17 protein-coding genes are annotated in these 21,659 nt (G+C 71.4%); 9 read left to right on the top strand and 8 right to left on the bottom strand.

From position 1 onward, the window contains the following. Positions 1 to 7: 7 nt before the first annotated feature. The 3 genes from WBG79_RS09765 to dapA all read right to left on the bottom strand — a co-directional run bounded on the left by WBG79_RS09765 (position 8) and on the right by dapA (position 2,010). Positions 8 to 544 (bottom strand): GNAT family N-acetyltransferase, encoded by a 537-nt coding sequence (locus tag WBG79_RS09765; RefSeq protein ID WP_337356914.1) that lies wholly within the window; start codon positions 542 to 544, stop codon positions 8 to 10. A gap of 97 nt (positions 545 to 641) precedes the next feature. Further along, a complete protein-coding gene (gene smpB / locus WBG79_RS09760) occupies positions 642 to 1,115 on the bottom strand; it encodes an SsrA-binding protein SmpB (protein ID WP_337356913.1) in 474 nt (157 codons plus the stop codon). Positions 1,116 to 1,131: 16 nt separating this feature from the next. After that, the gene (gene dapA / locus WBG79_RS09755; protein ID WP_337356912.1) at positions 1,132 to 2,010 is read right to left on the bottom strand and encodes a 4-hydroxy-tetrahydrodipicolinate synthase; all 879 of its coding nucleotides are present in this window, start codon (positions 2,008 to 2,010) and stop codon (positions 1,132 to 1,134) included. A gap of 304 nt (positions 2,011 to 2,314) precedes the next feature. Here dapA and WBG79_RS09750 point away from each other — a divergent pair, with 304 nt between their 5' ends. Both WBG79_RS09750 and WBG79_RS09745 read left to right on the top strand, forming a co-directional pair. Continuing rightward, entirely contained in the window at positions 2,315 to 4,339 is a 2,025-nt protein-coding gene (locus WBG79_RS09750; protein WP_337356911.1) for a lytic transglycosylase domain-containing protein, read from the top strand. A gap of 55 nt (positions 4,340 to 4,394) precedes the next feature. Next, positions 4,395 to 5,363, top strand: coding sequence for an alpha/beta fold hydrolase (locus tag WBG79_RS09745; protein WP_337356910.1), 969 nt, complete (start codon positions 4,395 to 4,397; stop codon positions 5,361 to 5,363). Positions 5,364 to 5,510: 147 nt separating this feature from the next. On the opposite strand, the gene WBG79_RS09740 is transcribed toward WBG79_RS09745, so the two are convergent. Next, complete coding sequence (locus WBG79_RS09740) at positions 5,511 to 6,983, bottom strand: porin (RefSeq protein ID WP_337356909.1); 1,473 nt, start codon at positions 6,981 to 6,983, stop codon at positions 5,511 to 5,513. A gap of 754 nt (positions 6,984 to 7,737) precedes the next feature. Beyond that, positions 7,738 to 9,132 (bottom strand): porin, encoded by a 1,395-nt coding sequence (locus WBG79_RS09735; protein WP_337356908.1) that lies wholly within the window; start codon positions 9,130 to 9,132, stop codon positions 7,738 to 7,740. Positions 9,133 to 9,611: 479 nt separating this feature from the next. On the opposite strand from WBG79_RS09735, the gene WBG79_RS09730 reads away from it, so the two are divergent. After that, the gene (locus tag WBG79_RS09730) at positions 9,612 to 10,352 is read left to right on the top strand and encodes a Crp/Fnr family transcriptional regulator (RefSeq protein ID WP_337356907.1); all 741 of its coding nucleotides are present in this window, start codon (positions 9,612 to 9,614) and stop codon (positions 10,350 to 10,352) included. Beyond that, positions 10,349 to 12,433, top strand: coding sequence for a CHASE2 domain-containing protein (locus WBG79_RS09725; RefSeq protein WP_337356906.1), 2,085 nt, complete (start codon positions 10,349 to 10,351; stop codon positions 12,431 to 12,433). The genes WBG79_RS09730 and WBG79_RS09725 overlap by 4 nt, the downstream gene beginning before the upstream one ends. Before the next feature lie 701 nt (positions 12,434 to 13,134). On the opposite strand, the gene WBG79_RS09720 is transcribed toward WBG79_RS09725, so the two are convergent. Further along, positions 13,135 to 15,033, bottom strand: a complete 1,899-nt coding sequence (locus WBG79_RS09720) for an ABC-F family ATP-binding cassette domain-containing protein (protein ID WP_337356905.1) — start codon at positions 15,031 to 15,033, stop codon at positions 13,135 to 13,137. A 166-nt stretch (positions 15,034 to 15,199) separates the two neighbouring features. Here WBG79_RS09720 and WBG79_RS09715 point away from each other — a divergent pair, with 166 nt between their 5' ends. The 5 genes from WBG79_RS09715 (at position 15,200) to WBG79_RS09695 (ending at position 19,347) form a co-directional block, all read left to right on the top strand. Next, on the top strand, positions 15,200 to 16,021 hold the full coding sequence (locus tag WBG79_RS09715) for a cyclase family protein (RefSeq protein WP_337356904.1): 822 nt from the start codon (positions 15,200 to 15,202) through the stop codon (positions 16,019 to 16,021). 265 nt (positions 16,022 to 16,286) lie between these two features. Beyond that, positions 16,287 to 16,679, top strand: a complete 393-nt coding sequence (locus WBG79_RS09710; RefSeq protein ID WP_337356903.1) for a hypothetical protein — start codon at positions 16,287 to 16,289, stop codon at positions 16,677 to 16,679. 86 nt (positions 16,680 to 16,765) lie between these two features. Then, positions 16,766 to 17,440 carry a glutathione S-transferase family protein gene (locus WBG79_RS09705; RefSeq protein ID WP_337356902.1) on the top strand — a complete coding sequence of 225 codons (675 nt, stop codon included), beginning with the start codon at positions 16,766 to 16,768 and terminating at the stop codon, positions 17,438 to 17,440. A gap of 79 nt (positions 17,441 to 17,519) precedes the next feature. Then, positions 17,520 to 18,509 (top strand): UDP-glucose 4-epimerase GalE, encoded by a 990-nt coding sequence (gene galE, locus WBG79_RS09700; RefSeq protein WP_337356901.1) that lies wholly within the window; start codon positions 17,520 to 17,522, stop codon positions 18,507 to 18,509. Positions 18,510 to 18,720: 211 nt separating this feature from the next. Then, positions 18,721 to 19,347, top strand: coding sequence for a FecR family protein (locus tag WBG79_RS09695; RefSeq protein ID WP_337356900.1), 627 nt, complete (start codon positions 18,721 to 18,723; stop codon positions 19,345 to 19,347). 79 nt (positions 19,348 to 19,426) lie between these two features. Here WBG79_RS09695 and WBG79_RS09690 read toward each other — a convergent pair whose 3' ends face one another. Then, the gene (locus WBG79_RS09690) at positions 19,427 to 20,023 is read right to left on the bottom strand and encodes a hypothetical protein (RefSeq protein ID WP_337356899.1); all 597 of its coding nucleotides are present in this window, start codon (positions 20,021 to 20,023) and stop codon (positions 19,427 to 19,429) included. A gap of 4 nt (positions 20,024 to 20,027) precedes the next feature. After that, a complete protein-coding gene (locus WBG79_RS09685) occupies positions 20,028 to 21,467 on the bottom strand; it encodes a PucC family protein (RefSeq protein WP_337356898.1) in 1,440 nt (479 codons plus the stop codon). Positions 21,468 to 21,659: the final 192 nt, after the last annotated feature.

The raw sequence follows: 21,659 nt of genomic DNA, 5'->3' as shown, positions 1-21,659 counted from the left end.
CGCCCCTTCACTCCGCCCGCCGCATGAGCAGGGCCGCGAAGCGCACGCCGGGGCCCAGGGGGATCTCGACGCGGGCCTCGGGCACGAAACCGAGAGTCCGGTAGAAGGCTTCGGCGTTGAGGCTCGCGTAGCACTCGAACTCCAGGCGACCATCGCGGGCGGCGCCCTCGGCGCTCGCGGCGAAGAGGGCCCGGCCGATGCCGCGTCCTTCCCAGGCGGGGTCGACGGCAAAATGGCGGACATGGGCGAGGCCGGGGACGACCTCGCCCGAACCCGGCCGCTCCGCGCTCCAGCCCCCGCAGCCGACGATGCCGGCCTCGTCGGTCTCGGCCAGGAAGTAGCGGCCGCTCGCCACGAGCACCGGCTGCGGCTCCGTCATCAGGGGCAGCGCCACGGCGAGCACGGCCCCTTCGTAGGCGGTCGGGAAGCGGGTCTCGTAGGCGGCGCGCAACACCCGGCGCAACCCGTCGCGATCGGCGTCGACCGCCGGGCGGATGCGGTAGCGGGGTGTGGACGTGCCATCGGCCTCCGGTGTTCGCGCCATGAGCCTCTCCGGTATCGTCCGGCCTGCCCGGCCCCGGCGGACCGGCAGCGCCGCGTTGCCCGTCCAGCCCGCGCGGGGCAGCCTCCCAGACGGGCGATCAGTCCCGCTGCTTGAGGAGCCGGCCCTGCTCGCGCTTCCAGTCGCGTTCCTTCTCGCTCTCGCGCTTGTCATGGGCCTTCTTGCCGCGGCCGAGGGCAAGGCGGACCTTGGCGCGGCCGCGGTCGTTCCAGAAGATCTCCAGCGGGACCAGGGCCAGGCCCTCGCGCTCCACCGCGGCGGAGAGCCTGTCGATCTCGCGCCGGTGCAGCAGGAGGCGGCGCGGACGGCGGGTCTCGTGGTTGAAGCGGTTCGCCTGCAGATATTCGGGAATATAGGCGTTGTAGAGGAACAGGCTGCCGTCGTGCGCGGAGGCGTAGGCGTCCGTGATGTTGGACTTGCCGCCGCGCAGCGACTTCACCTCGGTGCCGGTCAGCGCGATGCCGGCCTCGACGGTGTCCAGGATCTCGTAGGAAAAGCGGGCCTTCCGGTTCTCGGCGGCGGGACGGCGCCCGCCGCCCTTGTCGGCGGACATGATCGCGCGCCCCTGCTCAGTTCAGCAGGCCGGCGTGCCGCATGGCCGCCTCGACCTCGGCACGCGGGCCGGACGACATGCCGACCAGCGGCAGGCGCAGCTCGTTCTGCATGCGGCCGAGCACCGACAGCGCGAATTTCGGGCCGGCCGGGTTCGGCTCCAGGAAGAGCGCGCGGTGGAGTGGCATCAGCCGGTCCTGATAGGCGAGCGCGGTCTTGTAGTCGCCGCGCAGGCAGGCGCCCTGGAACTCCGAGCAGAGCTTCGGGGCGACGTTGGCGGTGACCGAGATGCAGCCCGAGCCGCCATGCGCCATGTAGCCGAGCGCCGTGCCGTCCTCGCCGGAAAGCAGCACCCATTCGGGGCCGATCGCCATGCGTTCCAGTGACGGCCGGTTCAGGTTCATGGTGGCGTCCTTGACGCCGACCACGTTGCGGCAATCCCGCTTGATGCGCGCCATCGTCTCGACCGAGATGTCGACGACGCTGCGCGGCGGGATGTTGTAGACGATGATCGGGATGCCGACCGCCGCGTCGATGGCGTGGAAGTGCTGGTAGAGGCCTTCCTGGCTCGGCTTGTTGTAGTAGGGCGCGACCACCAGCAGGCCCTGCGCCCCCGCCTTCTCGGCATGACGGGCGAGGTCGATCGCCTCGGCGGTGTTGTTGGAGCCCGCGCCGGCGATGACGGGCACGCGTCCGGCGGCCACCTCGACGACGATCTCGACGACCCGCTTGTGCTCGTCATGGCTGAGCGTCGGGCTCTCGCCGGTGGTGCCGCAGGGGACCAGGCCGTTGGTGCCTTCCCGGATCTGCCAATCCACGAACCCCGCCAGGGCTTTCTCGTCGACCGCTCCGTCCCGGAAGGGGGTGACGAGGGCGGTGATCGATCCCTTGAACATTTCTGCTTCCTCTCGGCCGGTTCGTCCGGCATTCTCGGGTGCGCGGTCGTGATTTCGTCGCAATGCGCCGTCATCCGGTCGTCATTCGGCGCCGCTCGCGGACGTGGGCGCCGACAATAGTGGCTGGCGGCAGCATCGGCAAGACAAGACCGGGCGCGCGCCGGGCCGGGGTCAGGGCCCGCCTCGGGCGAGGAGCGTGGCAATCGGACACACGCAGTCAACCCTTTGTTCACCCTCGTCGGTGATGGTCGGTCGGTCCGCAGGACGCGGATGGGTTTGGCGTGTGCAGTCGGGGAGTTCGGGTATGCTCGAGGCGCTGGGACGGCGGGTCGCGGCCTTGGCCCTCGCGGCTGGTCTCGGCGCCATGGCGGCCGGGACGGCGGCGGCGGGCGACGCCGAGCTGACGCAGGCGCTGGAGATCGTCCGGCGCGGGGACGTGGCGGCCCTGAACCAGCTCAGGCCGAGCCTCGATCCGGTCGAGGCGAAGATCGCCGACTGGCTGATGATCCGCTTCGGCAATCCGGGCCTCTCCTCGCAGTTCATCACGCAGTTCGCCGTCGCCAACCTGCACTGGCCGGACCCGGAGACGTTCCGGCGCCGGGCCGAACAGGCGCTCGAGCGCGAGCAGCCGGGGCCGGATCTCGTCATCCAGGCCTTCCAGGGCAGCCGGCCCTATTCCAACCGCGGGCAGATCATGCTCGCGCGCGCCTATATCGAGAAGGGGCGCCACGCCGACGCGGCGGCGCTGATCCGGGCGGCCTGGCGCGACCCGACCCTGACGGAGAACGACGAGGCACTGATCCTCTCGGAATTCCCCGCCATCCTGACGGCCGAGGACCATCGGGCGCGGCTGGAGATCGCCCTCCTCAAGGGCCGCGCCTCGGACGCCGTCCGCATCGCCCGCCGCATGAGCCCGGACTACCAGAAGCTCGCGGCCGCGCGCCTCGCGGTGGAGAAGAAGGCGGCCAACGCCGGCAAGCTCCTCGACGACCTGCCGGCCTCGATCAAGTCGCAGATCAGCTATCTTTTCGGCCGGGCCCAGTGGGCGCGGCGGACGGACAAGTACCAGGAGGCGGCGGCGCTACTCATGCAGGCGCCGAAGGATCCGCGCGCCATGGTGGTCCCCGACGAGTGGTGGGAGGAGAAGCGGATCGTCGCCCGCAAGCTGCTCGATTCGGGCGACGCCAAGGGTGCGTTCCGGCTGATCGCCGGCCATACGGGATCGAGCCCCGCCGTCCAGGCCGACGCGGACTTCCATACGGGCTGGGTGGCGCTGCGCTTCCTCAACGATCCGCGGACGGCGATGAGCTACTTCGCCAAGGTGGCGGAGGCCTCGAACAAGCCGGTCACGCAGGCGCGCGCCTACTACTGGATGGGGCGCGCGTCCGAGGCCGGGGCGGGCGGCACGGCGCGGGACTACTACACGCGCTCCGCGCAGCACGGCTTCACCTTCTACGGCCAGGTGTCGCGGGCGAAGCTCGGCATGACCGACCTCGGCCTGCAGCGCACCGTGGCCCCGTCGAGTGCCGACAAGGCGGCGGCCGAACGCGACGACCGCTTCGCCGCCCTCGTCAAGCTGCAGCGGATCGGGCGCAAGGACCTCGCCTCGTCCTTCTACAAGCACATGGCCGAGACCCTGCAGACGCCCGGTCAGGTCGCGATCCTCATCGATCTCGCCGAGCGGCAGGGCTGGCACAACTACGCGGTGATGGCCGGCAAGGCGGCGGCACAGCGCGGGCTGGACATGGAGGTGCTCGCCTTCCCGCTGCGCGGGCTGCCGCCCGACATCGACACCAGCGGGCTCGAAAAGGCGCTGGCCTTCTCGATCACCCGGCAGGAGAGCGAGTTCAACCAGGCGATCGTGTCGAGCGCCGGGGCGGTCGGTATCTTCCAGGTGATGCCGGTCACCGGGCGGGAAGCGGCCAAGAAGCTCGGCATTCCGTTCGACGCCAACGGCTGGCGGAACGACATCCGCTACAACGTCAAGCTGGGCGCCGCCTACGTGGCGAATCTCGTCTCCAACTACGACGGCAACTACGTGATGGCGATCGCCGGCTACAATGCCGGGCCGGGCCGGATCCGCGAATGGGTGCAGGCCTACGGCGACCCGCGCACGGGCGACGTCGACATCATCGACTGGATGGAGCGGATTCCCTTCTCGGAGACGCGCAACTACGTGCACCGAGTGCTGGAGAACCTGCAGGTCTACCGCTTCCGGCTGGAGGGCCAGCGGCTGCAGATCGCCGAGGATCTCCGGCGCGGCGTCGGCGCGCGGTCGTCGATGACCGGGTCCATCGTGAGCCCAGCCGCCGCGGCTTCGGCCAACTGAGGACCCGACGAGGACGGCCCCGGGGCGATCGCGCCGGGTGAAGGAGAGGCAAGCGATGTCGGATGCTGCGGTCCCCTCGCGCGCGCCCGCCCCTGCCCCGGCCCCGCCCATCCAGATCGGCCCGCCGGAGATCGACGCCCTCGCGACGCCGTTCCGGCCGTTCCGCTACGAGGTGCCGGACGGGCTCGGCATCGCTGGCCGGATCTACGGGGAGCTCGATGACGCCCCCCTGCCCCTCCTCTGCCTGCCGGGCCTGACGCGCAACGGGCGGGACTTCGAGCCGGTGGCGGCCTTCCTGGCGGGACGGCGTCCGGTCGTGACCCTGGACTTCCGCGGGCGCGGGCAATCGGACCGCGATCCCTATCCGGACCGCTACTCGCCGTTGATCGAGGCGCAGGACGTGATCGTCGGGCTGGCGGCGCTCGGGCTGCCGCAGGTGGCGCTGCTCGGCACCTCGCGCGGCGGCATCGTCGGGATGATCCTGGCCGCACTGCGGCCCTGGCTCCTGAAAGCGGCGATCCTCAACGACGTCGGGGCCGTGCTGGAGCGCGACGGGCTGCTGCGCATCAAGGACTACGTGGGCGTCGGTCCGGCGCCGGCGGACTGGACGGAGGCGGAGGCGGCGGTCGCGCGGCTGGGGGGCGGCCAGTTTCCGGATCTCGACCGGGCGGCGATGGCCCGGATGGCGCGGCGGCTCTATCGCGAGGCCGACGGACGGCCGGTCCCCGACTACGACCCCGCCTTGTCGCGCGGGCTCGACGAGCTCACGCCCGAGTCCCCCCTCCCCGACCTCTGGGCGCCGTTCGAGGCGCTGAAGGACGTTCCCGTCCTGGTGATCCGGGGGGCGCTCTCGGACATTCTCTCGGAGATGACGGTCACCGCCATGGCGGCGCGGCATGCGGGGCTCGAGGCCCATACGGTCCCGCGGCAGGGGCACGCGCCGCTGCTCGAGGACGAGGCGACGCTAGCGCGAATCGGCGCCTTCCTGGACAGGGCCGAGCACCGGGGGACGTCCGCCGGCTGAGACCAGCTTTCCTTCCCGTTGGGGCACGAAGCGCGGCCGGCGAGGCCGGGGCTTACGACCATGCGTGCGCCCGCAAGGGCCGGCGCGCAAAAAGGAAAGGGCCCGGCGGTTTCCCGCCAGGCCCCGAGTTCGCGATCGGAGATCCGATCAGAAGTTGCGCTGAACGCGGAGGCCGAGGATGAAGGCGTCGTTGTTGCGCAGACGATAGTCCGTGCGGGTCTGCGTGCCGCCGACCGCGGTCGGCGCAGCGCCGAAGGTCGAGCCGGAGTAGGCCGCACGGGTCGCGTTCGTGAACTCGACGTTGCGGTACTCGGCGGCGAGACCGATCTGGAGACCGGCGACCGGCTTCCAGCGGACGTCCGCAGCCACTTCGTACTGGTCGTAGTCGTTCGCGCCGTAGCCATCGACCGAGCCGTAGCCGCCGTCGATGTTGAACTCCCACTGGGCCGAGAAGTTATGCTTGAAGCCGGCGCTGACGGTCCAGGCCTCGGTGGTCTTGAAGCCACCGCGGCGAGTCAGGACAGCGTCGGCACCGAGGGCGCCAAAGCCGGTGAAGCAGTTCGCGCAGGCATAACCGATGGCGCCATCCGAGTAGTTCCCCTGCAAGAAGAACTGGTCGCCGGCGGCGAGCATCGGCAGGTTCACGAGGACGCCGGCGCCGACGGAGTAGCCCCAATCGTCCTTGTTGGCGGTGCCCGTGAGCCGGGTCTGGCTGCCCGCGCCCGTAGCCGCGGCACCGTAGATGTTGTGAGCGACCGCCATCAGCTGGGCCGAACCCCAGGCCTGAGAGATGCGGAGCTGACCCACGACGTCCGGGTACTTCATGCCCTGGTAGGCGAAGCCGTAGAAGTCGCGAATGTTCGTGATGGTGCGGAAGGTGAAGTTGTCCACGTAAGTGGCGTTCAGGCTGCCGCGACGACGGTTCGAGGTCGACGGGTCTTCCAGCGACAGCGACGCGGAGATGCCGTTGCCGAAGGAGAAGGTGTAAGCGAAGAGGTTGGTCTTCGCGTCACCCCACATCGAGTGGTAGTCCATGCCGTAGGCGACGCCGGTGACGTAGTCGTAGAACGACTGGGCGCGGCCGGCGGTCAGGCCACCGAACTGCACGAAGGCCTGGTCGAGCTCGGTCGCGACGACGCTGCCGCCCGAACGCGAGTTGAGCGACCAGTAGGCTTCGATGTAGGAGCGCAGCAGACCGAACTCGGTGTTGGTGCGGGCATCGAAGTGCAGGAGGGCGCGAGCGCGGGTGAACATGTCGTCACGAGTGCGGTCGCCACCGAGACGGCCGAAGTAGGCATCCGTCGTGCCAACCCGGCTGAAGCGGGTGTAGAGGGCCGGGATCGGCGGAACGGCGTTGGGATCTGCGGCACGCAGAAGCGTACGGGAGTTGGTGGTGGTGCGCAGGTACGACGTGGTGTCGCCGTAGCGGTAGTCGGCGCGGACGTAGCCGTCGATCTTGAGGCAGGTCTCGGTGCCCGGGATGTAGAAGAAGCCCGTGCCGTAGGCGTCGCAGACCTTGACGTAGTCCACGGCAGCCGGAGCCGGCCGGCCGAGGTCGGCGGCCGAGGCCCCCGTCGCGGCGAGCATGGCCGCAGCCATGGTTGCGTACTTGAACTTCATTGGTGAACCCCCTGTTGGTTCGTGTCTCACGGCGACCCTGGTCCTGACCCGACCGAAGAGGCCTCGATGGGTTCACCCACTGACCTCGCGTCGCCGTTCGACCGTGACCATACTCCGGGCCTGAATATTTTGAAGTGCCAGCGCATGCAGTTTCCTAGACATTTCAACATTCCGATCCGTGCGTTGCCGGGACGCCACAGTGCGGGAGCGTGGCCGTTAACCCTGTCCGAAGGGGAGGCCCGGGCGCCTCGGGGTGGTGGCGAGAGGGGGCCCTGAACTTCGGCAAGAGGCCGGAAAAGTGCCCGATTTCCGACACTTCACCGCCTTGTGAAGGGCGGCCGGAGCCGGGCCGGACGGCAGGGCCCGACACCCTTGCAGGCGCCTGACAGGATTAACGAGGGCGCCGGCCCGGGGCATCGGCCCGGTGCCGCGGCGTGCCGCCCGCTGGCGGCCCGATGGCGCGCCCGGGGCTTGCCGAGGGCCGCCGGGAGACCCGCGCGGCGCACGAATCGGCCGCGAGCGGGTCCGTCCTGCGGGAATCGAGTCGGCCGGTGGCCTGGCGGCGACCGGCGCGGGGATGTCGCGGGACGTGCGGGGGATCGGGGCACCGCGGGGATTCGATGGCCCGAATGCTCTCCGACTCGCATAAGGGAGGCCGGCGGCGCCGCGCTCTCCATCGGTTCGGGTGAGACCGAACGAAGAAGGCCCGGCGGTTTCCCGCCGGGCCCTTGATCGAGAACGATCCTTCGGTGGATCAGAAGTTCCGCTGGACGCGGAGGCCGAACACGTAGGAGTCGTTGTTCTTGAGCGCAGCGACGCCCGGCGCGCTGTAGTAGGCGCGGGTGGCGTTCGAGAACTCGAGGTTCCGGTATTCGGCGGTGGCGCCGATCTGGAGACCGGCGACCGGCTTCCAGCGCAGGGTGCCGGCGACTTCGTACTGGTCGTAGTCGTTGGCGCCGAGGCCGTCGACAGCGGCATAGCCGCCGCTGACCGAGAAGTCCCACTGAGCCGAGAAGGCGTGGTAGAAACCGCCGCTGAGCGACCAGGCCTCGGTCAGGCCGAGCTTGCCGCGGGTGCCGATCACGGCGTCGGCGCCCAGGTGACCGTAGGCGTTGAAGCAGTTGACGCAGACGTAGCTCATCGCGCCCTTGCCGTAGAACGCCTCGGCGAAGATCTTGTCGCCGGGCGCGATCATGGGCAGGTTCACTTCGACGCCAGCGCCGACCGCGTATCCCCAATCGTCCTTGTTGTAGACGGTGCCGAAGACCGGGGCGGCCGCCGGGCCGCCGACGGCGGTGCCGGTGCCGTAGACGTGGTGGGCGGCGACGCTGAGCTGCGCCTTGCCCCAGGCCTGGGCGATCGCCAGCTGGCCGACGACGTCCGGAACCTTCACGCCCTGGTAGCCGAAGTCGTAGGTCGAGAAGAAGGGAGCGAGGACACCGGCTCCGCCGATCGTGTTGCGAGTGAACGCGGGGACGGGTGTGCCGAAGTTGGCAGTGCCGCGACGACGGCCGCTCGTCGACGGATCTTCGAGCGACAGCGACGCGGACACGCCGTTGCCGAAGGAGAAGGTGTAGGCGAGCAGGTTGGTCTTCGAGTCCGGCCAGGTCTCATGGTAGTGCATGCCGTAGGCGTAGCCGGTGATGAAGTCGAAGAACGACTGGGCACGACCGGCGGTCAGGCCGCCGAACTGAATAAAGGCCTGATCGAGGGACGTCGCGACGCCGCCGTTGTCGCCGCTGTTCGTGGTAAAGAACACCTCGGCGTAGGACCGCAGCAGACCGAACTCGGTGTTGGTGCGGGCGTCGAAGTGCAACAGCGCACGAGCGCGGGTGAAGATGTCGTTGCGGTTGCGGGTCGTGGCGGTCGGAGTCGCACCGAAACCACCGAAGTAGTAGCGGTTGGTGACCGCACCGCCAGCCCTCTTGATCAGGTACGGCGTCGTGCTCTGGTAGCGGTAGTCGGCGCGGACGTAGCCGTCGATCTTGAGGCAGGTCTCGGTGCCCGGGATGTAGAAGAAGCCGGTGCCGTAGGCGTCGCAGACCTTGACGTAGTCCACGGCAGCCGGAGCCGGCCGGCCGAGATCGGCGGCCGAGGCCCCCGTCGCGGCGAGCATGGCCGCAGCCATGGTGGCGTACTTGAACTTCATTGGTGAACCCCCTGTTGGTTCGTGACTGCCGGCGACCAATCCTGACCCGATTGAAGGCATCGACCTCGCGGCCGGCTTACCTTGCGTCACCGATCGACACGACCATACCCGTGAAGCTCCCGAAATGAAGTCCTGAGTCGATCTGAGCGGCCGCTCGAATAGATTTGCGGAGCTTACGTTGCAAAGACGCCACGATTTACATAACGTATTCTGCATGTCATATGTTTGTTTCGATCATTTCTCACACTGTTATTTCTTATGTGAATCCTACACTAAGGCTTTTCTCAGACCTGTTATTTAATTACATGCTGTTATGTGAATTGATAGGTCGGCCCGCGCTCCCTCGCAGCCGTGGACCGGTCGGGCAGCCAGCCGGCCGCGGCGCACCATGGTTCACGATGGGTAAATCCGGGTCGGATCTGGCGTTTTTCGATTCGGCCGGGGGCGCTATGCTCGGCGCCTCGGCGGAGGACGGGGCGATGGATCACGACGGCGGGGGGCCCCCTGCGGCGGGGGCGGGACGGCAGGGGACGGCGGGGCTGCTGGCGCAGGCGGAGCCCTTCGCGGGGCTCGGCGCGGAGGACCTGGGGCGGGTCGCGCGGGCCCTGAAGTCACGCCGCTATCCGGCCGGGACGCTGATCTTCTCGCGCGGGGACCCGGGCGACTTCGCGCTGCTCGTCGAGGAGGGGCGCGTGCGGATTTCGGTGATGTCCGGCGAGGGCCGCGAACTTTCGCTCCGGATCGCCGGGCCCGGCACGCTCGTGGGCGAGATCGCGCTCCTCGACGGCGGGGCGCGAACCGCGGACGCCTCGGCGATGACGGACGTTGCCGCTCAGATCCTGTCGCGGGCGGAGTTCGGCCGGCTGATGGAGGCCTCGCCCGCCCTCTCGCGGGCGGTGGTCGCCATGCTGTGCCGCCGCCTCAGGGACACGACGGACCAACTCGAATCGATCGCGCTGCACCGGATCGAGGCCCGGCTCGCCCGGCTGCTGCTCTCCCTCGCCCGCCAGGTCGACCCGAACGCGGGGGCGAGCGTCCGCCTCCACCTCGACCTCAGCCAGAGCGACCTCGCCGACATCGTCGGGGCGAGCCGGCCGAAGGTGAACCGGGCGCTCCTCGCCATGCAGGAGGCGGGTGCCATCCAGCGCAAGGGGGCGGACCTCGTCTGCCGGCTCGACCGGCTCACGGCGGTCGCCGAGGAGCCCGAGGGCGGCTCGTGAGGCTCGCCCGGATCCGGCGGCCCGGCGCGGCGGCGGCCGGGTTCGCCGTCCTCGCCCTCGCGCTCGGGGCCTGGAGCCTTGCGCCGGGGGCGACGGGCGACCGGCTCGGCGAGGCGGCCGTCGACGCGCTGTTCGCGGCCTTTCCCCGGCAGCCGGCGGACGACCGGGTGCGGATCGTCGACATCGACCGGGACAGCCTCGCGGCGCTCGGACCCTGGCCGTGGCCGCGGGAGCGTTTGGCCGCGCTCCTGGAGCGGATCGCGGCGGCCAAGCCGGCGGCGGTGGCGCTGGACGTGCTCCTCGACGGGCCGGACCGGCTCTCCGTCCGATCCGCCGGCCGGCTGCTCGCGGAGCGCCTGGGACGGCCCGAGCTCGCCGATCTCGGCCGGGAGGTCCCGGACGCGGACGAGCGGCTGGCGGCCGCGGCGGCGCTCGCGCCGACCGTCGCGGGCCTGGTGCTGGCGCCGGAGCCGGGCGCGGACCTGCCGCCCCCGGCGTCGATCGCCGTCACGGGCGGGCCGGCGGCGCTCGATCCCTGGGCCGCGCCGGGGGCGCTCTCGCCGCCGCCGGGCGTGGCGGGCGCGGTGCGCGCGGTCGGGGTTCTGTCCCTGCCGGCCGGCTCGGACGGCACGGTCCGGTCCGTGCCGATGCTCGCGCTGGCGGACGGGCGGCCCTATGCGGGGCTCGCCGCGGAGGCGGTGCGGGCGGGGCTCGGGGCCGGGCTCTTCATGCTCGCGCCCGCGCCGCCGACGCTGACCATCGGCGACCGGCCGGTCCGGCTCGGGGCGGACGCCACGATGCGGCTGCGGCCGGCTTCGGGCGCGGCCTGGGCCGGCAGGGTCGTGCCGGCGGCGCGCGTGCTGGCGGACGGGTTCGACGGGGCGGGCCTGGCGGGCCGGATCGTCTTCGTGGGGTCGAGCGCGCCGGAGGCGGGCGGGCTCCGGGCGACGGTGGCGGACCCGCTCGCGCCGTCGGTCAGGATCCAGGCGGAGGCGGCCGGGCAGATCCTGGACGGGCGGTCGCCCGTCCGGCCGGCCTGGGCGGCGCTCGCCGAGCGGCTCGCGGCAGGTGTCCTGGGCCTCGCGGCGCTCGCGGCGGCGCTGCGGCTCGGCCCCGCGGGCGGCCTTCTCGCCACGGGGCTCGTGACGGCGGCCTGGTCGGGAACGGCAGCGGCGGCGACGCTGGCGGCCGACACGATCCTCGATCCGGCGACCCCGGCGCTCGTGGCGGCGGCGACCTTCGCGACCACCGCGCTGGCGGCCTTCGCGGCGACGAGGCGGCGGGAGGCGGCGCTGCGGCGGCGGTTCGAACAGCATCTCGCCCCGGATGTGGTCCGCCGCATCGTCGAGAACCCGGGCCTCGTCCGGCTCGAGGGCGAGATCCGGGAGATCACCACGCTCTTCACCGACATCGAGGGCTTCACGAGCATGACGGAGCGGGCCGAGCCGGCGGTGCTGGTCGCCCTGCTCGACCGCTACTTCGAGGGGCTGATCGGAATCCTGGTCGACCACGGGGCCACCATCGACAAGGTGGTCGGCGACGCGGTGCACGCCTTCTTCAACGCACCCCTGGATGTGCCGGACCATGCCCGCCGCGCCGTCGAGGCGGGGCTCGCGGTCGTCGCCTTCGCGGAGGCGTTCCGCCAGGGTGCGGAGGCGCGGGCGCTCGGGCTCGGCCGGACGCGGGTCGGCATCGAGACCGGCCGGGCGATCGTCGGCGACGTCGGGGGCGGGCGGAAGCTCGATTACACGGCACATGGCGACGCGGTGAACTCCGCCGCGCGGCTGGAGGCGTCCAACAAGCTGTTCGGCTCGGCGATCGCGGTCGGGCCGGGCACCCGGGCGCGCGTGCCCGGAATCGCGTTCCGCAGCCTCGGCACCATCCGGCTGCGCGGACGCGGGTCGGACACCGTCGTGGTCGAGCCCTGGCCCCATCCGGTCGAGCCCGCGATCGCCGAGGCGTGGGAGACGGCGGCGGCGCTCATGGCGGAAGACCCGCCGGCCGGGCGCAAGGCCTTCGCGGCACTCGCCTCGAAGCTCCCGGGCGACCCGGTCGCGGAGCGGCTGTCGGCGGAGGCGTGAACGCGGGTTCCGGGGGCTCCATGGAATACGGGTTCCTAGGGGCCTAGTGGTCCAACCGCATGGCGGAGGCGGTGGCGCCGGTCGCGGTGCGGGAGCGGCCGGCTGCTTCCGACGTCCGGGCCCCTTCCCCGATCGCATCCCCGGCCGGAGCGGAGCGAAGGGCCGGGGTCCAGCGCCTTCCACCGGCCGCAGCGCTGCGGATGGCGGCCCGCGCTGGGTCCCGGATCTGCGGCGCGTGCCGCGCCTTGTCCGGGAATGCGGATGGAGGGGTGGGGGTTCGCAAGATCCCCCGACCTTGGGGCACACCCTTTCCCCCGCATCCCCGGCCGGGGCGTAGCGAAGGGCCGGGGTCCAGCGCTCTCCACTGGCCGCAGCTCTGCGGATCGGGGCTCGCGCTGGGTCCCGGATCTGCGGCGCGTGCCGCGCCTTGTCCGGGAATGCGGATGGAGGGGTGGGGTTCGCAAGATCCCCCGACCTTGGGGCACCCCCTCTCCCCGCATCCCCGGCCGGAGCGCAGCGGAGGGCCGGGGTCCAATGCCCTCCACCCGCCGCAGTGCTGCGGATCGGGGGTCGCGCTGGGTCCCGGATCTGCGGCGCGTGCCGCGCCTTGTCCGGGAATGCGGATGCCGGGACATCACTTGCCCGCCCATGAGGGGCAGCACCCCGACGGAGGGCGGCAACGCCCTGGACAGAGGGGCGGCTCAGCCCTCGGCGGCGGCCTTCTCGGCGTCCTCGTATTCGGAGGAGAGGGCGAGCCAGCGCTCCTCGACCGCGGCGATGGCCCGTTCCGTGTCGGCCCGCTCCTTGGAGAGGCGGGTGCCCTTCGCCGGGTCGCGGGTGAAGAGGGCCGGGTCGGCGAGGTCGCGGTCGAGGCGGGCGAGGTCGGCCTGCAGCTTTTCGAGCCGGGTCTCGGCGGCGCGGATCTCCTTGCGCAGCGGCGCGAGTTGCTCGCGGATCTGCGCGGCGAGGCGGCGGCGGTCCTGCGCCGAGGTTTTCGGGGTCTCGGTGTCCCGGTCGGTGCGGCCCTCGCGGTTGGCGCGCTCCAGGATCAGCTTCTTGTAGTCGTCCATGTCGCCGTCGAAGGACGAGACCGTGCCGTCCGCGACGAGCAGAAGGCGGTCGACGGTCGCCTCGACCAGATGGCGGTCGTGACTGATCAGGATGACGGCGCCGTCGTATTCGGCGAGCGCCTGGACCAGGGCCTCGCGGCTGTCGATGTCGAGGTGGTTGGTCGGCTCGTCGAGGATCATCAGGTTCGGGCCCGCGAAGGTGGCGAGGCCCATGAGGAGCCGTGCCTTCTCGCCGCCCGAGAGGTCCTTGGCGGGGGTGTCCATGCGGCTCGTCGGCAGGCCCATCTGGGCGACGCGCGACCGGACCTTCGCCTCGGGCTCGCCCTTCATCAGCGGCCAGACATGCTGGACCGGACTCTCCCCCGGCAGGAGGTCGTCGAGCTGGTGCTGGGCGAAGAAGCCGATGCCGAGCTTGTTGGCCCGCTTGACCTCGCCCTGCATGGCCGGGAGCCGGCCGGCCAGCAGCTTGGCGAAGGTGGACTTGCCGTTGCCGTTCGCCCCCAGCAGGCCGATCCGGTCCTCGGTGTCGATCCGGAGCGAGATGTTGCGCAGGATCGGCTTGCCCGGTTCGTAGCCGACGGCGACCTTGTCGAGCGCGAGGATCGGCGGCGCGAGGCGGCCGGCCGGGGCCTGGAACGAGAAGGGCATCACCTCGTCGGCGGCGAGCGCGGCGATCGGCTCCATCCGGGCGAGCGCCTTCATCCGGCTCTGGGCCTGGCGCGCCTTCGTCGCCTTGGCCTTGAAGCGGTCGATGAAGGCCTGCATGTGCGCCCGCTGCGCCTCCTGCTTCTCGCGCATCTTCTGCGTCAGGATCATCTTCTCCCGGCGCTGCCGCTCGAAGCTGTCGTAACCGCCCCGGTAGGCGACGAGCTTGCCCTGGTCGAGGTGCACGATCATCTCGACCGCGTTGTTGAGCAGGTCGCGGTCGTGGCTGATGACGATGACGGTGTGGGGATAGCGGGCGAGATAGGTCTCCAGCCAGAGCGTGCCCTCGAGGTCGAGGTAGTTGGTCGGCTCGTCGAGGAGGAGCAGGTCCGGCTCGGCGAAGAGGACGGCCGCCAGCGCCACCCGCATGCGCCAGCCGCCCGAGAAGTCCGAGCAGGGCCGGCGCTGGGCCTCGTGGTCGAAGCCGAGGCCGGCGAGGATCGTCGCCGCGCGCGCCTCGGCCGAATGGGCGCGGATGTCGGCGAGGCGGGTATGGATCTCGGCGATGCGGTGCGGGTCCGTGGCGGTCTCGGCTTCGGCCAGCAGCGCGGCGCGCTCGGTGTCGGCGGCGAGCACGAAGTCGATCAGCGCGATCGCGCTGCCCGGCGCCTCCTGCGCCACGCCGCCGATGCGGGCCCCGCGCGGGACCGCGATCGACCCGCTCTCGGCGGCGATGTCGCCGGTGACGAGCTTGAAGAGCGTCGTCTTGCCGGTTCCGTTCTTGCCGACGAGCCCGGCCTTGGCGCCCGCCGGAATGGTGACGGAGGCCTGCTCCAGGAGGGTGCGGCCCGCGATGCGGTAGGTGAGGTCCGAGACGGTGATCATGGCGCCAAGGGACTTAGCCGCGGAACCGGTCCGCGTCGAGAGGGCGGCGCCGCTCGGGGCTGGGCGTGACTGTTACATCGTAACGGGGTGACCGGGCCCGCACCGCCGCCTTACTCTCCGGACGGGGCCGGGACGGCCCGAAGAAACAGCGCAGGGAGAAGACGAGATGTGTGTTCCCGGATGCGAGGAAGCGGTCCTCAAGCGACTGACCCGCCGCGGCCTGTTCAGGGGTGCCACCGCCGCCACCGCGGCCGGCTTCGCCGCCACGGCGCTGCCCGGCGTCGCCGCCGCTCAGGCGCGCAGCTTCTCCAAGGTGGTCGATCTCACCCACACGATGAGCCCGGAGTTCCCGACCTTCTTCGGCGTACCGGGAATCGAGATGCAGAAGCAGTTCGACTTCAAGAAGGACGGCTTCAATCTCTACTGGTGGCGCATCATCGAGCATGCCGGCACCCACATGGACGCCCCGATCCACTTCTCCGAGGCCGGGGCCACGATCGACAAGATCGCGGCGGATGCCCTGGTCGCCCCGCTCGCCGTCGTCGACATCGCCGCCAAGGCGGAGAAGGACGTGGACGCCCAGGTGACCGTCGCGGACATCGAGGCCTGGGAGGGCAAGAACGGCAAGATCCCCGACGGCGCTGTGGTCGCCATGAACTCCGGCTGGGACAAGCACGTCACCACGGCCAAGTTCATGGGCAAGGACGCGAACGGCGTGCTGCACTTCCCCGGCTTCTCGGCCGAGGCGGCCGAGTACCTCATGAAGACCCGCAGCGTGCGCGGCCTGGCGGTCGATTCCGCCTCGCTCGACCATGGCCCCTCGAAGGACTTCAAGGTCCACTACATGTGGCTGCCGTCCGGCCGCTTCGGCCTTGAATGCGTAGCCAACCTCGGCGCGGTCCCGCCGGTCGGGGCGACGATCGTGATCGGCCAGCCGAAGATCCGCGACGCCACCGGCGGCCCGAGCCGCATCCTGGCGCTGGTGTGAACCGAGGGCGCCGGCGGGGTCGGGGGGCCGGCAGAGGGACCGGATCCGGGCGTCGGACCCGGTCCGCCCCGCCTGTGGACGGCGGTGGATGTTAACGGTCTGTCAAGGTTGAGGCTTTTTGAACGGGGGCAGTCCCGATGGGGCCAGCGAATGGCCCCGATCGGGCCCGATTTCCGCCCGATGCCACATCCAACCTCGAGCCTGTCCGGAGCGGCGGATGCGCGCCCGTCCGCTCCGGCCGGGATTTCATGAAGGACCGTTGCCCATGTTCCGCTCCCTCGATCTCCGGGTCGTCCTCGCGGGCGTCGTCGCCCTCGGCTTCGTCACCTTCGACCATCCGCAGGCGCAGCTCTCCGGCGTCAACGCGCGCCTCTCCGGCGACACCATCGCGGTCGACGCGGTCTTCCAGCCGGCGCTGGCCTGCTGGTCGGTGGACACCGCCCGGGAGGGCAAGCCCGAGGGCGCCAGAACCGGCGCCGGCACGGTCGCGGTGACCGTGTCGCTGGACCGCTCGGGCGAGCCCTGCACGGGGCCGGTGCCGCCGGTCCGGGCCAGCCTGGAGGTGCCCGCCCGGCCCGACGCCACATCGGTGCTGGTCTTCTTCGTCGACGAGACCGGCAAGGTGGTCTGGACCGAGAAGGGCCGCATCCGCACCTGACGGGCAGCATCCCGCGGCCGGAGGTTGCCCGGCGGGCGCGGAGCGTGCCTCATGGCGCCCCCGCCACAGGAGCCGGCCGCCACGCCATGAAGCCCGTCGTTCTCTACGACCTCTGCACGGCCGACGACCGCCGGCTGAGCCCCTACTGCCGTCGGATCCGGCTCGCCCTCGCCCACAAGGGGCTTCCGGTCGAGACCGTGCCGACGCCGTTCACGGCCATTCCCCGCATCGCGGGGGGCGGCCAGAAGACGGTCCCGGTCATCGACGACGGGGGGCGGCTCGTGCGCGACAGCTGGGCGATCGCCGAGTATCTGGAAGAGGCCTATCCGGACCGGCCGAGCCTCTTCGGCGGCCCGGCGGGCCAATCGGCGGCGCGTTTCGTCGAGGCCTGGGCCAACGCGCTGCTGCCCCAGATCTCGCCCATCGTGCTGACGGACATCCACGCCCTCCTGGCGCCGGAGGACCAGGCCTACTTCCGCGCGAGCCGTGAGGCCCGGTTCGGCCGCAGCCTGGAGGCGGTCTGCGCCGACCGGGAGGCGCGCATCCCGGCGTTCCGGGAAGCCCTCCTGCCGCTCCGGCTCATGCTGCGCAGCCAGCCGTTCATCGGCGGCGCCGGGCCGACCTACGCCGACTACGCCGTATGCGGGACGCTGCACTGGCCCCTGACGGTCAGCAGCCTCGAGCTCCTCGCGCCGGACGATCCCGTCCGGATCTGGTACGCCGCTTGCGAGGAGGCCTGCGGGCTCGGCGCGGGCCGCTGACGGGCGGCGATCGGCGCTAGGGCTTCGGCAACCGTCGTCGGCTATGGTCTGCCGGGCGAACGAAGGAACGGCGGGACTCATGGCGGTACTGGTGACGGGCGGGGCCGGCTATATCGGCAGCCACATGGTGTGGGCCCTGGTGGACCGGGGCGAAGACGTGGTGGTGCTGGACAGCCTCCGGACGGGCTTCCGCTGGGCCGTCGCCCCGGAGGCGACCTTCGTCCAGGGCGACATCGCCGACGACGCGCTCCTCGACGAGTTGATGGCGCGGCACGCCGTCGATGCGGTCATCCACTTCGCCGGGTCGATCATCGTCCCGGAATCGGTGGCCGATCCCCTCGCCTATTATCTGAACAACACGGTCAAGAGTCGGGCCCTGATCGCCGCGGCGGTCCGCAACGGGGTGCGCAATTTCGTGTTCTCCTCGACGGCCGCCGTCTACGGGGATCCCGAGCGCATCCCGGTCTCCGAGGACGAGCCGCTGAAGCCGCTGTCGCCCTACGGCACGTCCAAGCTGATGACCGAGATGATGCTCGCCGACGTCGCCAAGGCGCACGACTTCCGCTACGCGGCGCTGCGCTACTTCAACGTCGCCGGCGCGGACCCGCGCGGGCGGACCGGACAGTCGACCAAGGGCGCCACGCACCTCATCAAGGTCGCCTGCGAGACCGCGCTCGGCGACCGCCCGGAGATCCAGGTCTTCGGCACCGACTACGACACGCCGGACGGCACCGGGGTGCGCGACTACATCCACGTGTCCGACCTCATCGCCGCGCATGCGCTGGCGCTCGACCACCTGAGGGCCGGCAATCCCAGCCTCGTGGCCAACTGCGGCTACGCCAAGGGCTTCTCGGTGCTGGAGGTACTGAAGTCCGTCGAGCGCGTCGCCGGCGTCACGCTGCCGGTCCGGTACGCCCCCCGCCGCCCGGGCGACAGCCCGAAGGTGGTCGCCCAGTCCGACCGCGTCCGCGAGACGCTCGGCTGGACGCCGCAATGGGACGACCTAGACACCATCGTGGGCCATGCGCTCGCCTGGGAACGGCACCTGAAGACGCGCAATCAGATCTGACTCCGTCGTCTTCCGGGCCCCGGCCCGCCTGCCCCTGCTGGGAGTTGCAGAACATGGTCATCGACGACCTCGACCGGGAGCGCGGGCTCGAGTTCCGGCGCCGGCCGTCGGATCGGGGCGCCTGACGCGGGTTTGAATGCGGGCGGGCATCGATCGGGTGTAGACTTCGCCCGACGTCGGGTGTGTCGGGTATCCCGGAGACGACAGGACCATGGACGCGGGATTTTCTCGCCGCAGCCTCTTCATCGCCGCCGCGGGCCTGGCGGCCGGCGCGGTCGCGCTGGTGCAACCCGCTGGCCGGGCCCGGGCGGCGCTCCGGGTCGGCCATGTCGGGGAGGCGATCGGCGACGCCTTCGCGGAGCTCGCGGCCGAACGCCGCCGTCTGGAGCAGGCCGCGGACGTGTTCGACGGAGACCTTGTGTCCACCGGCGTCCAGGCCCGCGTCTCCATGAAGCTCGGCAGCGCCACGACGGTCCGGCTCGGCGCGGAGGCGAAGCTGCGCATCGACCGGTTCGTCGCCGAGCGAGGCGGCGTCCTCGACCTCGGCCAGGGTGCCCTGCTGTTCGACCGGCCGGAGTCGGCGCCGAAGACGGACGTCCGCATCCGCTCGACATTCGGCCTGATCGCCGTGCGCGGCACCCGCTTCTTCGCAGGCCCGAGCCGGGGGGTCTTCGGAGTCTTCGTCGAGCGCGGCGAGGTCGCCGTCGAGGCTGGCGGCCAGCGCCGGGTCCTCGGATCGGGTCAGGGCGTCGATATCCCCTCCCCGGGCGCTCCCCCGAGCGAGGTCAAGGCCTGGGGCGCCCCACGCATCCGCGAGGCCATCGCGTCGGTGACCTGAGGCGGCCCGGCGTTTCGTCCCAGCCCCCACCCCTCCCCCGCAACCCCGGACGAGGCGCGGCACGCGCCGCCGCGGCGGCTCATGGCCGGACGAAGAACTTCTTCTCGGTGAGCGTCGGCAGGTTGAGGAGGTTGGAGAAGGGGGTGCGGTCGCGCGTCAGCATCGGCATGAAGGTGGTGAAGACCTTGGTGCCGGTGAGCAGCGGGCCGAGCAGGCGCGTCATCAGGGCGGGGCCCTCGGTGAGGGTCGGGAGGCCCGTCACCTTCTGGAACGGCAGGCGGGTCTTCGACAGGGTCGGCAGCCACAGGACGCTCGAGAAGGGCGTGCGCGGATCGTACTGGTAGGGCTCGTAGGCCGGCGCGGGGATGCCCGAGTCGATGGGGCCGTGGCGGTCCAGGATGGTGGTCGCCGTCAGGGCGGTGCCGAAGGGGGCATGCACGGCCACGAGGCTGTGGCCGGCCGCGACGCGGGCGGCGTAGACCTGCGCCTCGGCGCGCGGGATGAAGGCGCCCATCATGGCCTTCTCGACGGCGTCGCGGGTCAGCGCCGAGCCGGTGGCCGGGTCGGTCGCGGAGAAGAGGAACTTGTCCTCGTAGTCGGTGTAGCGGCCGAGCTCGGCGAAGGCGGCTTCCGCCTCGGCGTTGGTCGGGTACATGCGGCAGAGGGTCTGGACCATGGCCTTACTCCGTTCTGGTCTGGGGCGTGAACCGGGGCCCCTGCCGCCCGGGGCCGCCCCGACGCAGGTCCGTGGCGGACCCCGGCAGGAGCGGCAGCATGATGAGGAGGGTCGCCGCCAGGAGCGCGAACTCCAGGGCGAACACGGCGGTGAAATCCCCCGCCGGACCGAAGAGGGTACGCGCGGGAGCGCCGAGAAGATCACGCAGAAGCCCGCCGACCGCGATTCCCACGCCGGCGGCGGTCGCCTGGACGGCGCCCCAGGCGCCCAGCGCCAGGCCGGCCTGCGCAGGCGGGGCGAGGTTCATGGTGGCGGTGAGCGTGCCGTGGCCGAAGAGGCCGCCGCCAAAGCCGATCAAGCCGACGCTGGCGACGAAGAGCCAGGTCGAGCCGGCCGGGCCGGCCGCCATCACGCCCGCGAAGGCGAGTGCCCCGGCCGCGGCGCCCGAGGCGGCCATGCGGATCGGGTCGGCGCCGCGCGAGAGCACGTGGGACGCCAGGCTGAAGCCGAGGAGGCCGCCGGCGGCGAGCGTCGCGGTGAGCCGGGTCGTCTCGCTCACGGACTGGCCGAGCACGGTCGCCCCGTAGGGCTCCAGGAGCACGTCCTGCATGCCGAACGCCATGGTGCCGAGGCCGACGGCGACAAGACGGCGGAGGGCCTGGCCGGCGTTCATGTAGAGCGCCAGGGCGTCGGAGAAGCCGGGTTCGTCGGACGGCCGGTCCGCCTCCCCGCGCCGACGGGATTCCTGCTTCCACAGGGCGACGGCGTTGAGCACGATGGTGACGACCGCCGATGCCTGGATGACCTGGACGAGGCGGCCGGGGCTGAAGTCCTCCAGCGCCCAGCCGAAGGCGAGCGCGCTCGCGATGGAGCCGAGGAGGAGCATCACGTACATGAGGCCGACCACGTTCGGCCGCTGCTCTGGGCGCGACAGGTCGGTGGCGAGCGCGAGGCCGACGGTCTGGGTCGTGTGGATCCCGGCGCCGACGAGCAGGAAGGCGACGGCCGCGCCGACATGCCCGATCCAGACGGGGAAGCGCGCCGATTCGCCGCCGCCGGACAGGACCAGGATGGCGAAGGGCATGATGGCGAGGCCGCCGAACTGGATCATGGTGCCGCGGAACAGGAACGGCACGCGCCGCCATCCGAGCACGGAGCGGTAGGTGTCCGACCGATGGCCGATCAGCGCGCGGAAGGGCGCGAAGAGGACCGGCAGGGCGATCATGGTGGAAACGAGCGAGGCCGGGATGTCGAGCTCGACGATCATGACCCGGTTGAGCGTCCCGACGAGCAGGACCAGGGACATGCCGACCGCCACCTGCACGAGCGACAGGCGGATCAGCCGCGACAGCGGCAGGTCGGGGGACGCCGCATCGGCGAAGGGCAGGAAACGCGGGCCGAGACGGACCCAGGCCGCCATGTAGCGCTGGCTGACGCGGTTCATGAGCGCAATCCCCGGCAGGGCATGCGAAGATGACGGCGGGGCGGCGCGAAGCCTCCCCGCCCGGTCGCGGCCGGCGCTCAGGCGAGGAGCATCCGGCCGGACGACATCGGCTGGCTGGTCAGTTCAACTGACGCGCCACGCCCGCCACCTCGAGGGGCGGCTTGCCGGTGCCCGGAGGCGCCGCGCTGGACA

Origin of the sequence: Prosthecomicrobium sp. N25 (assembly GCF_037203705.1) — a bacterium.
Classification (GTDB): domain Bacteria; phylum Pseudomonadota; class Alphaproteobacteria; order Rhizobiales; family Ancalomicrobiaceae; genus Prosthecodimorpha.
The sequence above is the reverse complement of the archived record's forward strand: the minus strand, read 5'-3'. Positions and strand labels throughout refer to the sequence as shown.

Bases quoted from the DNA above. Each gene is read 5' to 3' on its own strand.
- WBG79_RS09765 (WP_337356914.1), bottom strand. From the start codon at position 544: ATGGCGCGAACACCGGAGGCCGATGGCACGTCCACACCCCGCTACCGC.
- smpB (WP_337356913.1), bottom strand. From the start codon at position 1,115: ATGTCCGCCGACAAGGGCGGCGGGCGCCGTCCCGCCGCCGAGAACCGG.
- dapA (WP_337356912.1), bottom strand. From the start codon at position 2,010: ATGTTCAAGGGATCGATCACCGCCCTCGTCACCCCCTTCCGGGACGGA.
- WBG79_RS09750 (WP_337356911.1), top strand. From the start codon at position 2,315: ATGCTCGAGGCGCTGGGACGGCGGGTCGCGGCCTTGGCCCTCGCGGCT.
- WBG79_RS09745 (WP_337356910.1), top strand. From the start codon at position 4,395: ATGTCGGATGCTGCGGTCCCCTCGCGCGCGCCCGCCCCTGCCCCGGCC.
- WBG79_RS09740 (WP_337356909.1), bottom strand. From the start codon at position 6,983: ATGAAGTTCAAGTACGCAACCATGGCTGCGGCCATGCTCGCCGCGACG.
- WBG79_RS09735 (WP_337356908.1), bottom strand. From the start codon at position 9,132: ATGAAGTTCAAGTACGCCACCATGGCTGCGGCCATGCTCGCCGCGACG.
- WBG79_RS09730 (WP_337356907.1), top strand. From the start codon at position 9,612: ATGGATCACGACGGCGGGGGGCCCCCTGCGGCGGGGGCGGGACGGCAG.
- WBG79_RS09720 (WP_337356905.1), bottom strand. From the start codon at position 15,033: ATGATCACCGTCTCGGACCTCACCTACCGCATCGCGGGCCGCACCCTC.
- WBG79_RS09715 (WP_337356904.1), top strand. From the start codon at position 15,200: ATGTGTGTTCCCGGATGCGAGGAAGCGGTCCTCAAGCGACTGACCCGC.
- WBG79_RS09710 (WP_337356903.1), top strand. From the start codon at position 16,287: ATGTTCCGCTCCCTCGATCTCCGGGTCGTCCTCGCGGGCGTCGTCGCC.
- WBG79_RS09705 (WP_337356902.1), top strand. From the start codon at position 16,766: ATGAAGCCCGTCGTTCTCTACGACCTCTGCACGGCCGACGACCGCCGG.
- galE (WP_337356901.1), top strand. From the start codon at position 17,520: ATGGCGGTACTGGTGACGGGCGGGGCCGGCTATATCGGCAGCCACATG.
- WBG79_RS09695 (WP_337356900.1), top strand. From the start codon at position 18,721: ATGGACGCGGGATTTTCTCGCCGCAGCCTCTTCATCGCCGCCGCGGGC.
- WBG79_RS09690 (WP_337356899.1), bottom strand. From the start codon at position 20,023: ATGGTCCAGACCCTCTGCCGCATGTACCCGACCAACGCCGAGGCGGAA.
- WBG79_RS09685 (WP_337356898.1), bottom strand. From the start codon at position 21,467: ATGAACCGCGTCAGCCAGCGCTACATGGCGGCCTGGGTCCGTCTCGGC.